The organism is Williamsia herbipolensis, assembly GCF_036153515.1.
Classification (GTDB): Bacteria; Actinomycetota; Actinomycetes; order Mycobacteriales; family Mycobacteriaceae; genus Williamsia_A; species Williamsia_A herbipolensis.
In genome coordinates this window covers 2896225-2910740 of record NZ_CP108021.1, presented here as the reverse complement: position 1 = coordinate 2910740, position 14516 = coordinate 2896225, and the positions used below count along the sequence as shown (strand labels likewise).

Annotated in this window: 18 protein-coding genes; 8 read left to right on the top strand and 10 right to left on the bottom strand. The window is 69.3% G+C overall.

Features of this window, described 5'->3' with window-relative positions; all coding sequences use genetic code 11:
• Window positions 1-104: 104 nt before the first annotated feature.
• The 3 genes from OG579_RS13160 to OG579_RS13150 form a co-directional block, all read right to left on the bottom strand.
• Entirely contained in the window at window positions 105-1559 is a 1455-nt protein-coding gene (locus OG579_RS13160) for an FAD-binding protein (protein WP_328856286.1), read from the bottom strand.
• Between the two features lie 76 nt (window positions 1560-1635).
• On the bottom strand, window positions 1636-2106 hold the full coding sequence (locus OG579_RS13155; protein ID WP_328856285.1) for a hypothetical protein: 471 nt from the start codon (window positions 2104-2106) through the stop codon (window positions 1636-1638).
• Window positions 2088-2897, bottom strand: a complete 810-nt coding sequence (locus OG579_RS13150) for an RNA polymerase sigma factor (RefSeq protein WP_328856284.1) — start codon at window positions 2895-2897, stop codon at window positions 2088-2090. The genes OG579_RS13155 and OG579_RS13150 overlap by 19 nt, the downstream gene beginning before the upstream one ends.
• Window positions 2898-3120: 223 nt before the next feature.
• Between OG579_RS13150 and OG579_RS13145 the strand changes: the two genes are divergently transcribed.
• From OG579_RS13145 to OG579_RS13115, 7 genes are all read left to right on the top strand, one after another.
• Window positions 3121-3603: an Asp23/Gls24 family envelope stress response protein gene (locus OG579_RS13145; RefSeq protein WP_045821128.1), complete on the top strand. Its 483-nt coding sequence runs from the start codon at window positions 3121-3123 to the stop codon at window positions 3601-3603.
• Window positions 3600-3965: a hypothetical protein gene (locus OG579_RS13140; RefSeq protein ID WP_328856283.1), complete on the top strand. Its 366-nt coding sequence runs from the start codon at window positions 3600-3602 to the stop codon at window positions 3963-3965. The genes OG579_RS13145 and OG579_RS13140 overlap by 4 nt, the downstream gene beginning before the upstream one ends.
• A gap of 4 nt (window positions 3966-3969) precedes the next feature.
• Window positions 3970-4287, top strand: a complete 318-nt coding sequence (locus OG579_RS13135) for a hypothetical protein (protein WP_328856282.1) — start codon at window positions 3970-3972, stop codon at window positions 4285-4287.
• An 88-nt stretch (window positions 4288-4375) separates the two neighbouring features.
• Window positions 4376-4558 (top strand): DUF2273 domain-containing protein, encoded by a 183-nt coding sequence (locus OG579_RS13130; RefSeq protein WP_045821043.1) that lies wholly within the window; start codon window positions 4376-4378, stop codon window positions 4556-4558.
• Window positions 4551-4937, top strand: a complete 387-nt coding sequence (locus OG579_RS13125; RefSeq protein WP_045821042.1) for an Asp23/Gls24 family envelope stress response protein — start codon at window positions 4551-4553, stop codon at window positions 4935-4937. Before OG579_RS13130 ends, OG579_RS13125 begins: the two co-directional genes overlap by 8 nt.
• Window positions 4934-5674 (top strand): DUF6286 domain-containing protein, encoded by a 741-nt coding sequence (locus OG579_RS13120; RefSeq protein WP_328856281.1) that lies wholly within the window; start codon window positions 4934-4936, stop codon window positions 5672-5674. Before OG579_RS13125 ends, OG579_RS13120 begins: the two co-directional genes overlap by 4 nt.
• Window positions 5671-6243, top strand: a complete 573-nt coding sequence (locus OG579_RS13115; protein WP_328856280.1) for an Asp23/Gls24 family envelope stress response protein — start codon at window positions 5671-5673, stop codon at window positions 6241-6243. The genes OG579_RS13120 and OG579_RS13115 overlap by 4 nt, the downstream gene beginning before the upstream one ends.
• A 70-nt stretch (window positions 6244-6313) precedes the next feature.
• Here OG579_RS13115 and OG579_RS13110 read toward each other — a convergent pair whose 3' ends face one another.
• The 6 genes from OG579_RS13110 to OG579_RS13085 form a co-directional block, all read right to left on the bottom strand.
• Window positions 6314-8659, bottom strand: coding sequence for a heavy metal translocating P-type ATPase (locus tag OG579_RS13110; protein WP_408068676.1), 2346 nt, complete (start codon window positions 8657-8659; stop codon window positions 6314-6316).
• Complete coding sequence (locus OG579_RS13105) at window positions 8656-8871, bottom strand: heavy-metal-associated domain-containing protein (RefSeq protein ID WP_328856279.1); 216 nt, start codon at window positions 8869-8871, stop codon at window positions 8656-8658. Before OG579_RS13105 ends, OG579_RS13110 begins: the two co-directional genes overlap by 4 nt.
• Window positions 8872-8900: 29 nt before the next feature.
• Window positions 8901-9194 (bottom strand): metal-sensitive transcriptional regulator, encoded by a 294-nt coding sequence (locus tag OG579_RS13100; RefSeq protein WP_045821124.1) that lies wholly within the window; start codon window positions 9192-9194, stop codon window positions 8901-8903.
• A 125-nt stretch (window positions 9195-9319) separates the two neighbouring features.
• Window positions 9320-10138, bottom strand: a complete 819-nt coding sequence (locus tag OG579_RS13095; protein ID WP_328856278.1) for a hypothetical protein — start codon at window positions 10136-10138, stop codon at window positions 9320-9322.
• Window positions 10139-10298: 160 nt separating this feature from the next.
• Window positions 10299-10454 (bottom strand): hypothetical protein, encoded by a 156-nt coding sequence (locus tag OG579_RS13090; RefSeq protein WP_328856277.1) that lies wholly within the window; start codon window positions 10452-10454, stop codon window positions 10299-10301.
• Window positions 10455-10557: 103 nt separating this feature from the next.
• Window positions 10558-11700 carry an acyl-CoA dehydrogenase family protein gene (locus OG579_RS13085; protein ID WP_328856276.1) on the bottom strand — a complete coding sequence of 381 codons (1143 nt, stop codon included), beginning with the start codon at window positions 11698-11700 and terminating at the stop codon, window positions 10558-10560.
• Window positions 11701-11934: 234 nt separating this feature from the next.
• Here OG579_RS13085 and OG579_RS13080 point away from each other — a divergent pair, with 234 nt between their 5' ends.
• A complete protein-coding gene (locus tag OG579_RS13080) occupies window positions 11935-12795 on the top strand; it encodes an alpha/beta fold hydrolase (RefSeq protein WP_328856275.1) in 861 nt (286 codons plus the stop codon).
• 29 nt (window positions 12796-12824) lie between these two features.
• Here OG579_RS13080 and nadB read toward each other — a convergent pair whose 3' ends face one another.
• Window positions 12825-14471 carry an L-aspartate oxidase gene (gene nadB / locus OG579_RS13075; protein WP_328856274.1) on the bottom strand — a complete coding sequence of 549 codons (1647 nt, stop codon included), beginning with the start codon at window positions 14469-14471 and terminating at the stop codon, window positions 12825-12827.
• Window positions 14472-14516 lie beyond the last annotated feature (45 nt).

Here is a 14516-nt window from a genome sequence, read left to right as displayed (position 1 = left end):
TCGGTCCGTTTTGGTGTGTCCAGCCACCGCCCCATCGACCGTGTACCTATCGCCGTCGAGCGGGCAGTTGTTCGCATCGATGGTGCGAGATGAGACGCCAAGCGTCAGGCTCGACCGGCTGCGTGCCTACCCGCGCGGCGACCGAAATAGGAGCCCTCGCCGAGCTGGGTTCCGCTGGCGTACCCCTTGCCGTCCTGGGCGATGTTGGCCGCGCCCGCGCCCGCCGCATAGAGCCCCGCGATCGGTGCGCCCGCCTCGCTGAGGACCTCGCCGTCGACGCTGGTCGCCAACCCGCCCATCGTGAAGCCGGCGTAGAGCGCCTTGCCCAGACTCAGGTCGAATGCCGCCCAGGGGCCCTCGGTCTGCGGCGCCAACCACTCGGGGCGCTTGTGGAAATCGGGGTCCTCGCCATCGGCGGCGTGGGTGTTGTACCGCTCCATCGTCGCGACCAGACGTCCGGCCGGGATCTCGAGGGCGGCCTCCATCTCCTCGATGGTCTCCCAGCCGTCGATGAACGAGATCAGCGGGAACGCGGGCCGTTCCATGTGTGCCTCATCGACGATCAGGTAGGCCACCGCACCGGGCTGTTCCATCACGAAACCCGATGTGCGCGAATGGTAGGAGTCCTCGGCGACGAAGCGATCACCGTCGGCGTTGACGATGAGTCCGGTGATGAGCACTGAGGGCGGGTAGACCGGCGCGGTCACGAACGTCTGGTCCATGTGCTTGAGCGCCGCGCCGACCGACGCACCGAGACGGATGCCGAGCCCGTCGTCGAAGGTGTTGCCGAGTGTGTAGGGCTTCTCCGACAGCGACGGCACGAACTCGTCGACCATCGACTCGTTCATGACGAACCCGCCGGCGGCGATCACCACGCTGCGCGCCCGGATCGCCCCGGTCTCCCCGAGCCGCTTCCACCCCACGCCCACCACGGCGCCGACGTCGTCGACCACGAGGTGTCGTGCGCCGGTGTCGTAGCGGATCTCGACGTCGAGATCAGCGAGGCGCTTCACGAGGAGGTCGATCACCATCCCGGCGCCCCCGGTGTCACCGGGGACGGGCACCTTGTGGCCGCGCGGCGCGGGGATGGCGATGTCGCAGAAGGGCCACACCTTCTCGTTGCCGGTGAACATGAGCCCCTCGGTGCCGGGCTGGATGACGGCCTTCTTGTCGTAGAAGCTGCGCTCGAAGTGGAAGCCGAGCGCCTCGAGCCAGTCGAAGTGCTCGACGCTGTCGCGACAGTAGGCGTGGATCTTGTCGGGTTCGGGATCGCGGCTGACCGCGGTGATGTACTTCTCCATCTCCTCGGCCGAGTCGGCGTGACCGGTCGCCTGCTGCACCGCGGTCCCGCCACCGAGATAGAAATGGCCGCCGGCCAGCGATGTGGTGCCGCCGGCGACACCGGCGCGTTCCAGGACGAGCACCGAGGCTCCCGCGGTGGCCGCCTCGACCGCGGCGCACCCACCCGAGATACCGCATCCGACGACGAGGACGTCGACCTCGTCGGACCAGTCGGTGATGTCGGTGTGACGGATGACCTCGGGGAGTTCGGCGCGCACCACATGTCCTCTCGCTCGTCGTCGAGGCGGTGGTACCGCCCGATCCGTCAAGACTAGCGAGATACTAGAACAGGTTCTAGTTCTTCTCCGTGGTCGAGGGCGGGCGCCAGTCGAGATCCATCCAGTCGACGTCGACTCGGCTCGCCGCGCGAGCACCCCGCACCTCTCCGAGGGTGGCCGCGAGGACCTCCCTGGTCACGCCGCGGGCCCGGTCGGCGAGCGCGCCGAGGTCGTCGTCGTAGCGGCACATCAGACCGAGTCGGACTCCGGTCACCTCACGCTCCTCCGAGGTCACCGCGACCTCCAGCACCGGCCGCGACACCTGGCGACGGATCTCGATCATGATCACCCGACGCACCACGCGGTCGGTGACGACGACCGAGGTGCGGTCGGTCGCCAACTCCGAGCGGGAATGCGAGAGTCTGCGCGCCGAGTCGATGACCCGCGCGGTGAGCCGCTCGACGTCGGACGCCGGTGGATCCAGCTCACGGCCCGCCTCGACGATCCACTTCTCCGACCCCTGATCGCTCACGTCCGTGATTGCCATGTGGTCTCCGATGTCGGTGGATCCTGGGTGGTCGGTGTAGGTGCGGTGTCCGGTGGGTCGGCGGTGGTCGACGCCCTGCCCTGTCGGCGCGGGGCACGTCCGGCCGGTGGATCCGGGCGTTTCGGGGGATGGGTTGACTGCGAGGGGCGATCCGGCCCGGCAGGGTCGCGTCCGGGCCGCCACGGCTCCATCCGTTCGGCGAGGCGCGCCCTGGTGCGCTGGAGGTGTCCCCGCACCGAGTTGGGCGTGATGTCGAGGACGCGGGCGATCTCCGGGTGCGACAACCCCTCCATCTCCCGCAGCCACCAGGTGGCGCGCGAGAGATAGGGCAGCTCGGCGAGCTCGCGTTCGAGTGCGTCACGCAGGGACGTGCCCATCGCGTCGTCGAGAGGGGTCGGCGACGACGACGGGATCGCGGTCAGGAACTCGTCGTCGGCGGCCACGTCACTGCGACGACGACGCAGGTCGATGATCTTGCGGTGCGCGATCGAGAACACCCAGGTGCGGAAACTGCTCTGGAATCCGAACCGCGGTAGCCCCTTCCACGCGGCCAGCAACGCCTCCTGTACCACGTCCTCGGCGTTGCCGGCATCGGAGACCATGCGCCGCGCGTACCGCAGCAGCATCGGCAGGGTTCGTCGGACCAGTTCGTCGAAGGCGGCCCGGTCGCCGACCGCGGCCGCCCGCGCGAGGGTCTCGTCGGACTCGTCGGCGATGTCGACACCGGAGCGTTCGGCACCGGAGAGATCGTGGGGGTCGGGATTGCTGCGGGCGGGGTCTGCCGGAGCCACCGGATCCTCGGTCTGCACGTCGTGGGCCTCTCGCCGAAGGTGTGGGCCACGTCACGTCTCACCCCGCGTGCAGAACCGGCGCGGCCACCGACTCAACCATTACACCGGATCGCACCCGCGTCCGTGACAGGACGTTCGATCCGACCCGGTGCACGACGTTCGATCCAATCGAGTCCGGTCTGTCGAAAAGACCGCTCTCATGTGTTGACATGAAGGAGTGCAGATGACCACACCGTCCACCACCACGACCTCTTCGGCCGCAGCGAAGGTCTCCCCGAGCAAGGAGGTCTCCGAATCGCACCGTGACCTCGTCGGTGAGCACGGCCGCACCACCATCGCCGATCAGGTCGTCTCGAAGATCGCCGGCATCGCCGCCCGAGAGATCGAGGGCGTCTACGACCTCGGCGGCCAGGCCGCCCGCATCGTCGGCCGCGTCCGCGAGGCCATCCCGGTCGGCGGCGGCCAGAGCATCACCCAGGGCATCTCGGTCGAGGTCGGCGAGAAGCAGGCCGCAGTCGACCTGGGCCTCGTCGCCAACTACGGCGTCGCGATCCACGATCTCGCCGCCGCGGTGCGCTCCAACGTCATCAACTCGATCGAGCAGATGACCAGCCTGGAGGTCACCGAGGTCAACATCGCCATCCACGACATCCACTTCGAGGACGACGAGACCACCGGCGAGACCGCGGAGCCCCGGGTCCAGTGAGTTCCGACGCCGAGGTCGCCGACGCGGTGGTCGCCGCCGCCACGTCGGTGCCCGGCGTGACCGGCCTGAACTCGGGCCGGTTCGGCGAGGTGGCCACGTACGCGGCCGGTCGTCGCATCGTCGGTGTCCGTCTCCAGGAGTTCAGCGGCGAGGTACACATCGAGGTCGATCTGTCACGCAACGTGATGGACACCGCGGAGGGAGTCCGCGCCGCGACCGAGAAGGCCTCCGGGCGGACCATGACCGTCATCGTCGAGGACGTGACCGTCGCCGACCCGCCCGCCGGCGAACACACCGAGCACGAGAACGTGCCCGGCGCGCAGGATCCGTCCGGTCTCTCCGCGGCCGACGGTGATCGCTGACCCGATGCCTCCGCCCTCGGACTACGCCGCCCGACGTCGGGCCGTGATACGTCAGTACCACCCCGACGTCGGCGGCGATCCGCAGGCATTGCATCGCGAGTTGGCCCGACTCGACCGGGAATTCGGTCGGACCACCGGTGTCGACCCCGGCACCTCCCGGCCCACCGGTGCTGCGCCCCGTGCGTCGGCGTCGCCGCGTCCTCGTGTGCGACCCACCTCGCGGATGCGCCGCCTCCGACGCTCGACGGTGAGGACCATCGACGCGGTGCGGGCCAAACTCCCGCGCTCGGTCCCCGGCGCCAAGCGATACTTCGAGATCTGATCCACCGCACATCGGTTCGCCCCCGGCGAGTCGCACCGGTGCCGATCACCCACCATCCACCGTCACACCGACCCATCAGGGGAACCACATGAACAACAACGCGACCATCGGTCTCATCGTCGGCCTGCTGCTGGCCATCGCCGCCACCACCGGCGGCTTCGGCGGCTTCATCCTCGCCATCGTGCTCGGCGCGGTCGGCCTCGCCGTGGGTCTCCACCGCGACGGCACCATCGATCTCTCCGGGCTCCTGCGGAGCCGCAACCGTGGCTGACCCGACCACCGGAGCCGCCCCAGGCGTCACCGACGGCGGCGGTCCCGGAACCACCACGATCCACGACCGGGTCGGCGAGCAGATCGGCCGCGCGGCCGCGTTGTCCATCGAAGGCGTTCTGCGCCACCGCGGATCACTCGGTCTCATCACCGGCGGCGACCACCCGAAGGTGTCGATCGACATGTCGCGTCCCCACCCGGACGTGAAGGTCGACATCGCCGTCCGCTGGCCCACCCAGGTGACCGCCCTCTGTCAGGAGGTGCGGGCCCTGGTCCACACCGAACTGGCGCGACTCACCGGCGTCACCCCGCACCGGGTGGACGTCACGATCGCCGACGTGATTGTCGCCGAGACGAGTTCGCAGAGGAGAGTGCGATGACCACACCCACGTCGCAGGGCACACCCGACCCCGGTCCGGCGCCCCGCTTGAAGAAGATCGTCCCGCCCACCGCCACCCCTGGTGCGGTCTGGGTGACGTCACTGTTCGCCATCGCGCTCATCGCCCTCGGTGGTGTCGCCATCCGCGACATCTGCGTCGACCAGAAGTGGATCACCGGCTCGGGCTGGATCGCCGCCGCCTCGCGGTGGATCGGCGACCTGTCGTGGCAGGGGTGGTTCTGGGCCGTCGCGATCGCGCTTATCGTCGTCGGGCTGTTCTTCGTGTGGACCGCGATACGACCGCGGTCGAAGACGCACATCGCCCTCGACGGGGCAGGCACCGTCGACGGTTACTCGCCGAGCACGTGGACCCGCAAGGTCGACATCGCCCGCCGCGCAAGTGCCGTGGCACGCCAGAGCGCCGGGGTCACCCGCGCCGACAGCACGGTGAAGCGCCGCAAGGTGGTCACACGCATCACCACCACCGACGAGGCCCCGGCCTCGGCTGATGAGGTCCGCGCGTCGATCGCCACGTCCATCGCGACGGTTCTGCCGAAGCACACGGTGAGGGTCAAGACCATCACGATCAAGACCCCGAAGTCGCAGACGCCACCACCCGCGTCCGGCCGACCGAGCCTTCCGGAACCGATCGTGGAGAGCTCGGCTGACGACGAGACCGCTCCGGCGACGACATCCGCCGGCGCCACCGTCTCGACCACCAAGGAGGTGCACTCGTGAACGTGTTGCCCGCCGGTGTGAACCGGCTCATCACACTGCTTCTCGGACTCGTGTTCGTCGCCGTGGGCGCTGTCGCCATCGCGTGGGAGCTCAAGGTCCACCAGGTCCGTGATCAGCTCGACAAGATCGACCTGGGGTGGTTCGACCGCGCTCCTGACGAGAGCTGGTGGCTGTACGTCCTCATCGGGATCGCCGTCGGCGGGATCCTCATCGGACTGCTGCTGCTCGCGCTCAACAGCCGCCCCCGCAAGACCGGAACCGTCGTCCTCCCGGGCAGCGACGGATCGGGCACCCTGGCGGTCAACCCCGGCAAGATCGCGAACGCCGTCGCCGACGATCTCGCGCGGCACCGCCTCATCACCTCCACGCGCTCGCGGGCGATCGATGACCGCAAGCGGGTCATGCTCGAGATCACTGTCGAGGCCGAATCGAATCGGGACTTCGCGGAGATCACCGAGGTCGTCGGCCGCGCCGAGCAGCAGATCGCCGCCGCACTGCCGGGCAGCGAGGTCCGTCCGCGTTTCCAGATCCACATGTCGACCCCGAAGAAGGCCACACGCGTCGACTGACGATCACCGTCACGCACGAGGGGCCCGAGGCATCACGCCTCGGGCCCCTCGTGTCGTTCCGTCGCGATACCTATCGACGTCCGAAGCTGCGCAGCCGCAGGCTGTTCGCCACCACGAACACCGACGAGAACGCCATGGCCGCCCCCGCGAACATCGGGTTCAACAGACCCGACGCGGCGAGCGGCAGAGCGGCGACGTTGTAACCGAACGCCCAGAACAGGTTCGCCCGGATCGTCGACAGGGTCCGGCGCGACAACCGGATGGCGTCGACCGCGACCCGCAGGTCCCCCGACATCAACGTCAGGTCGGACGACTCGATGGCGACGTCGGTGCCGGTACCCATGGACAGGCCGAGGTCGGCCTGGGCCAGGGCGGCGGCGTCGTTGACGCCGTCTCCGATCATCGCCACCCGCGCCCCTTGCGACTGCAGGTCGCGCACGATCGACACCTTCTGCTCCGGCACGACGCCGGAGTGCACGGTGTCGATGCCGACCTCGGCGGCCACCGATCGTGCCGCACCGTCGTTGTCACCGGTCAGCAGGATCGGCGTGAGACCGAGCTCCCGCAGCCGTGCGATGGCATCGGCGGCACCGGGTTTGACCTCGTCGGCCACCACGACGACACCTCGGACCGCGTCACCCCATCCGACGGCGATGGCGGTCGCGCCGGAGGCCTCCGCCGCGTCGATCCGGTCGCGCAGGTCGGTGTCGATGTCGCCTCCGGTCTCGCTCGCGACCCAACCGACCCGCCCGGCGACGACGTCCACCCCGTGCACGCGGCCACGCACGCCGTGGCCGGCGGCGTTGTCGAAATCGGTTGCCTGCGTGAGGTTGCGGAAGCTCGTGCGTCCGGCCGCCGCGATGGCGTGGGCGATCGGGTGCTCCGAGAGGCTCTCGACCGACGCGGCGACCTCGAGGACCCGGTCGGCATCCGCGCCGACAGATCCGACGACGTCGGTGACGGTCATGACGCCGGTGGTGACGGTGCCGGTCTTGTCGAGCACCACGGTGTCGACGCGGCCGGCGCGCTCGAGGACCTGCGGTCCACGGATGAGGATGCCCAGTTGCGCACCACGCCCCGTACCGGCCATCAGCGCGGTGGGTGTGGCCAGACCGAGGGCGCACGGGCACGCGATGATCAGTACGGCCACCGCCGCGGTGAACGCCGCCGAGAGCCCGCCGCCGGCGATGAGCCATGCGGAGAAGGTCACGACCGCGAGGACCAGCACCACCGGGACGAACCAGGCGGAGATGGCATCGGCGAGACGCGCCACGTTCGCCTTGCCGTTCTGCGCGTCCTCCACCAGGCGGGCGATCTGTGCGATCTGGGTGTCGGCACCGACGGTGGTGGCCCGGACGGTGATGGCACCCGAGGTGTTGACGGTGGCGCCGACCACCCGGTCCCCCGGGCCGACGTCGACGGGCACCGACTCCCCGGTGATCACCGACGCGTCGACCGCAGACGTCCCCGACACGACCTCACCGTCGGTCGCGATCTTCTCCCCGGGCCGTACGACGAATTGATCGCCGACGACGAGATCAGCGGTGTCGATGGTCTTCTCGACCACACCGTCGGGCCCGTCGACGAGAACGGTGGCCTGTTTCGCACCCAGCTCGGCGAGCGAGCGCATGGCGGCACCGGCCTGTCGGGTCGAACGGGCCTCGAGGAATCGACCGGCCAGTAGGAATGTCGTGACCCCCGCGGCGACCTCGAGATAGATGTTCGCCGAGGCGTCCCCGCGTTCGAGGGTGAACGAGAACCCGTGGCGCATACCGGTCATCCCGGCCGAGCCGAAGAACAGTGCGTACAGCGACCAACCGAACGCGGCGAGGATGCCGATGGAGACGAGGGTGTCCATCGTGGTGGCGCCATGGCGCGCGTTGGTCCACGTGGCACGGTGGAACGGCCACGCCCCCCACACCACCACCGGTGCGGCGAGGGTGAGCGAGAGCCACTGCCAGTTGTCGAACTGGATCGCCGGGATCATCGCGAGCGCGACCACCGGGATGCTCAGCGCCGCACTGATGATCAGGCGTTGCCGTAGGGCGGCAGCGTCGCCGCCGTGGTCCATGTGACCGCCGTGCCCGGCCTCGGAGTCGTGGTGGCCGTGCTCGGCGTCGGAGTCACCGCGGGTGTGCGGCGGCCGACGCGTCGACGCCGAATACCCGGCGGCGGCAACGACATCGGCGAGGTCGGAGGTGCTCACCGATTCCGGGTGATGCACCTGCGCGGTCTCGGTGGCGAAGTTCACCGTCGCCTCGACGCCGTCGACCTTGTTGAGCTTGCGTTCGATGCGCGACGCACACGAGGCACAGGTCATGCCCGCGATGTCGAAGACATCGGTGATCGTGCCGGCGTCGACGGCGGCCTCCGACCGGTCGTCGGTGTCGACGGCGGCCTCGCCCGAGGCGGTCACGGTGTGACCAGCTCGTACCCGGCCTCGGTCACCGCCGCGGCGATCGCCGCGTCGTCGATCGGGCCGGAACCGCGTACCGTCACCGCGCCCGAGGCCAGGTCGACCGCGACCTCGCGGACGCCGGGCACCTCGGAGACCTCTTCGGTCACCGAGGCGACGCAGTGCTGGCAGGTCATGCCGCGCACGGTGTACGTCGTCGTGTCGTCATTCATGCTGTGTCCCTTCGAGATTTGAGCTGGAATCAGGACTTGACGAGTCGGGTGATGGCATCCATCGCCTCGCGCACCTTCACCTGGCCGAGGTCGTCGCTCTCCTGGGCGGCGTTGATCACGCAGTGGTTCATGTGTTCCTCGAGCAACCCGAGGCTGACCGCCTGCAGAGCCTTCGTCATCGCGGTCACCTGGGTGAGGATGTCGATGCAGTAGGCCTCCTCGTCGACCATCCGCTGCAGTCCGCGGGCCTGGCCCTCGATCCTGCGCAGACGCTTGAGGTAGTCGTCCTTGCGCTGGATGTAGCCGTGCTGTGCACCGTCCATGACCGCGATCCCTTTCACCGGCGTGATACCCCCATCAGGTATACACCTCGATCGCAAAGTACGGTACCCCCCTACGGTATAGAGACCGACGCGGCAGATGACACGTCGCGCTCATGGCGCGGGCGTCAGCGGTCGGTGCGACCCTCGGATCGGGAGCGTTCGAGGCGCATGGCCTCGGCGAGGCGCGACAGCGCTGCCACGACGTCGTCGAGCGCGTCGGGCACCGAGCGCGCCGCGGGGACATCGCGGTGCGCATCGACATCCGGCGTCGTGCGGACGGCACGACTACGCAGGTTGGGGATGTCGCCGGTCGGCAAATCGCCCGCGAGGATGTCACCGCTCGAGAACTCGCGACCGGGGATGTCACCCGCGGAGGCCGGGGGGCGGCTCGCCTCGACGCGGGGCGGATCGGCGAGGGGATCGGTGGGGGCGAGTGCCTCGGGGCGCTCGGCGTGCGCGAACCGGGCCATCGTGCTGACCGACCCGTGTCCGTTGGTGTTCACGGTGTCGATGTTCGGGGTGTGGGTGTCCTGGCTGTGGGAATTCGGACTGTGGGAATTCGGACTGTGGGAATTCGGACTGTGGGAATTCGGACTGTGGGTGGTCGGGCCGCCCACGTGCCGACGTCCTCCGCCGACCGACGGGGCGTGGCCGTTGGCCGGGGCGAACCAGTGGTCGCCGCCGTGCCCCTCGAACAACATGCACCGACCGGGCGACGTACACGGGTTGCGGTCGATGAGCGACTGCGCGTGTTGGTCGCGGTCGTTCCACTCGAGCCAGAGCCGGCGGTCGAAGCGCGGGACGACCTCCGCATCGGTCGCGTGATCGCCGCGGTGCCCGATGCTCAGACGGCAGCCCAGCACCCAACCCGTGTCGGTGGTGTCACCCAGCGCGGACCTCTCCGCGCCGGTACAGATCACCGTCGACCAACATCCGTCGTGCATTGTCGATACCCCCAGACCCACATACCCACGGCTCGTCTGCCCCGGGCCGTGACAGGACCGGGATCAGGGCGAAACCACGGCCCCCTGCCGGACAGACTAGTGCGAACAGACCACAGACGGGACCGTCGGTGTCCGATTCCTCCGGCAGCTCGCCGAAAGTTCAATCGATCGGCTGAAGTCTGGCGTCGCGTTCTGGGTGTTCAGCGCGCTCGGCCATCCGGATGCCGCGACCGATCACCACACCGACACCGAGAGCGACCGCCGACCAGCCCGCGGCGACGGTGGTGCCGATCGCCGCGATGAGGGTGATGTCCATCGGGTCGTCCTCTCTCGTCGCCCTCGATTGTGAGGATCGATCCTGAGAGAACGCTGTCGCGGAGATAGATGTTCGATCACATCTCGACGGTCATCCGCGGCCGTCAGAAGCCCAGATCGCGACCGATGATGTCCTTCATGATCTCGGTGGTGCCGCCGTAGATGGTCTCGATCCGCACGTCGGTGTACATCCGCGAGATCGGGTACTCGGCCATGTAGCCGTAGCCGCCGTGCAGCTGCAGGCAGGTGTCGACGATGCGCTTGGCGAGCTCTGTGCACCACCACTTCGCCTTCGAGGCGTCGACGGCGGTGAGCTCACCGTCGACCGCGCCCTGGATGCAGCGGTCGACGAACGCCTGTGCGATGTCGAGCTCGGTGGCGATCTCGGCGATCTTGTGGCGATTGGCCTGGAACGACCCGATCGACTGACCGAACGCCTTGCGCTCGGCGACGTAGGTCAGCGTGTCCTCGAACGCCTTGCGGGCACCGGCGACCGCGCCGACACCGATGGCCAGTCGCTCCGAGGGCAGGTTGTGCATCAGATGGTAGAAGCCCTTGTTCACCTCGCCGACCACGTTCGCGACGGGCACCCGCACGTTGGTGAAGCTCAGCTCGGCGGTGTCCTGGGCGTGCTGGCCCATCTTGTCGAGGTTGCGACCGCGCTCGAAGCCCTCCATACCGCGCTCGACGGCCAGCAGGGTGAATCCCTTGTGCCCCGCCTCGGGATCGGTGCGGGTCACCACGATGACGAGGTCGGCGTTGATACCGCACGAGATGAACGTCTTGGCGCCGTTGAGGACCCAGTGGTCGCCGTCCAGGACTGCGGAGGTCTTGATACCGGCGAGGTCGCTGCCCGCACCCGGCTCGGTCATCGCGATGGCGCCGATGATCTCGCCCGAGGCGAACCCGGGGATCCAGCGCTGCTTCTGCTCGTCGGTGCACAGCTTCTTGAAGTAGGGGCCGATCACGTCGTTCTGCAGCGTGAACGCCGGAGCGCGCGAACCGAACTTCGCCATTTCCTCGATGACGACCGCGTTGAACCGGAAGTCGTCGATGTCGGAGCCGCCGTACTCCTCGGGCATGTAGAAGCCGACGAGACCGGATTCGCCGGCCTTCTTGAACACCTCGCGGTCGATGATCCCGTCGCGCTCCCACTGATCGGCGTACGGGGCGATCTCACGCTCGACGAAAGCCTTCGCCGACGCGCGCAGCTGGTCGTGTTCGGACTCGAAGATAAGACGCTTCATCGTGGGATCACCTTCACATCGTTGCCGCGAGGTCGCTTCACCGAGCGCTCGCTCTGTCGCCCTCACGGTACGCCGAAGACACAGTTCCTGACAATCGTTTCAGTTTTCGGTCGGCCCGGCCGCCGGGCTCCCGACCGCCTGTTTCGCCCCGCCGCCGCCGTGCAATAGCGTGACGATCCGATGCCGCGTCACGGGGCGTAGGCGAGGATCCACAGAGCACCTGAGGGGGTGGCGGTGAGCGCGACCGCGACATCGGAAACCGTCCAGTTCACCGCGCCCGACGGAGTGCGCCTGTGCGGTACGCGGTGGGAACCGTCGGGACCCGCCTGGGGCACCGCGGTGATGCTGCACGGCGGCGGGCAGACCCGGTGGTCCTGGAAGGCGACGGGCGAACTGCTCGCCGCCGCGGGCATGCGCGTGGTCACCCTCGACTGTCGCGGACACGGCGACAGCGGGTGGTCGCCCGACGGCTTCTACAGCATCGAGATGTTCGCCGATGACGTCCACACGGTCATCACCGAGATCGGTGGACCGGTGACCCTGATCGGCGCCAGCGTCGGCGGGCTCACCGGCATCACCGTGGCCGACCGCTTCGGGCCAGAGGCGGTCTCCGCCCTCGTTCTCGTCGATGTCGTGCCGCGCTACGACCGCGCCGGCAGCGCCCGCATCCGACATTTCATGCGCAGCGGCATGGAGGGCTTCGACTCCCTCGAGCAGGCCGCGGACGCCGTCGCCGGGTATCTGCCGCATCGCGAGAGGCCCCGCAGCACAGCGGGTCTCACCCGCAACCTGCGACAGCGGTCCGACGGCCGCTGGTACTGGCACTGGGATCCGCGGGTGATCGACCAGAAGACACTCGACCGTATCCCCACCGACTACCTCGACGACGCCGCGGCGGGACTCGACATCCCGATCATGGTGGTACGCGGCAAACTCTCTGACGTGGTGCCCGAAGACGTGCTGAAGGCCTTCTGCGAGCGGGTGCCCCACGCCCGGGTCGCCGAACTCCGCGACGCCGGGCACACCGCGGCCGGCGACGACAACGACGCGTTCACCGCCGCGGTCGTCGACTTCGTGGGCGATCTGCGCGACTGACGGCTGCCGGGCGGATCACGGGGGACGTGTCAGGCGACGACCGGACTCTCGACCGGAGACGCTGCGACCCAGTGCATCCCGTCGATCCCGGGCGTCGCCGCGTCCGGATCGCCGATGCGCGCCCAGTCGAGGCGTGACACCGGATCGGTCAACGGACGGTCGGCGCGCCGATGACATCCGCGGGACTCGTCGCGGTGCAGCGCGGCCGCCACCACCGCGCCGGCGACCATCGTGGCCGCGGCGTCGGCGACATCGGCGAACGAGCGCAACGGTCGCACCGGGGCGCCCGCGACCAGATCCGCGACGGCGGCCAGACCCGCGGCGTCCCGGGTGACGCCGGCTCCGGCCGACATCGCGTCCTGCAACACCGTGCGGTCGCATCGTGCTGCGCGGGTGAGCATCTCGGCATCGAACCTCGGAGAACAGCCGACCGGGGCCGTCGGCACACCGGCACGATCGGCCGCCGCCTGCGCGACCCGCCGTCCCATCACCAGACCCTCCAGCAGACTGTTCGAGGCGAGACGGTTCGCACCGTGCAATCCGGTTCGTGCGACCTCCCCCGCGGCGAACAGTCCGTCGACGGTGGTGTCGCCGCGCTCGCCGGTGACCACGCCGCCGCAGAGGTAGTGCGCCCCGGGGACGATCGGGATGAGGTCGGTGCGGGGATCGAGGCCGATGGCGCGTACGCCGGCGGTGACCGTCGGGAACCGTTGTGCGACATCGGGTACGTCGCGGGCATCGAGGTACATGCACGACCGGGCCGAGGCCGTCATCGCCGAGTGCACGGCGTGCGCGACGACATCACGCGGGGCGAGATCGCCGAGCGGATGGACGCCCGCGGTGATCGAGACACCGGCCGCGTCGACGAGACGGGCACCCTCCCCGCGGACGGCCTCGCTGATGAGCGTGCGCCGACCCCGTGCACCCGCGGTGTAGAGCATCGTGGGGTGGAACTGCACGAACTCGAGGTCGGCGACCGCGGCACCGGCACGCAGCGCGAGCGCGACCCCGTCGCCCATCGATCCCTCGGGATTGGTGGTGGCCGCATAGATCTGGCCGATGCCGCCGGTGGCGAGCAGCACGCTCGGCGCATGGATGGTCACCGCGCGTCCCGTCCCGTCGCGTGCGGTCACACCGACCGCGCGTCCCTCGGGATCGGTGGCGACGGCGATGACCATGGTCTCGGCGCGGACACCCACGCGCCCGGACACCATGTGCGGACGCAGCGCCTCCCACAGCGAGCGCTCCACCTCGGCCCCGGTGGCGTCGCCACCGGCATGGATGATCCGCCGCACGGAGTGTCCACCCTCGCGGGTCCGCAGCAGTGTCCCGTCGAGGTGGGCGTCGAACCGCGCACCCCAGGCGATCAACGCCGCGACGGCATCGGGTCCGTCGGCGAGGATCGACCGGGCGGCGAGGGGGTCGGTGTGGCCGGCGCCCGCGGCCAGGGTGTCGGCGAGGTGTGCATCGACCGAGTCGGCGGGATCGGTGGGGTCGACGACGGCGATCCCGCCCTGTGCGTAGCGCGTGGAGGTGTCCGATCCGGGGGTCCGCCGGGATCCCTTGGTCGCGACGATCACCGACAACCCGAGTTCCGCGGCGTGGATCGCCGCGGTGAGACCCGCGACGCCGGCGCCGACGACCACGAGGTCGGCGCGATTCCCGTCGTGTGCCATGTCGCCTCCCGGCTGCATCGAATCCGGTTTTCGACTGTCAGTCGA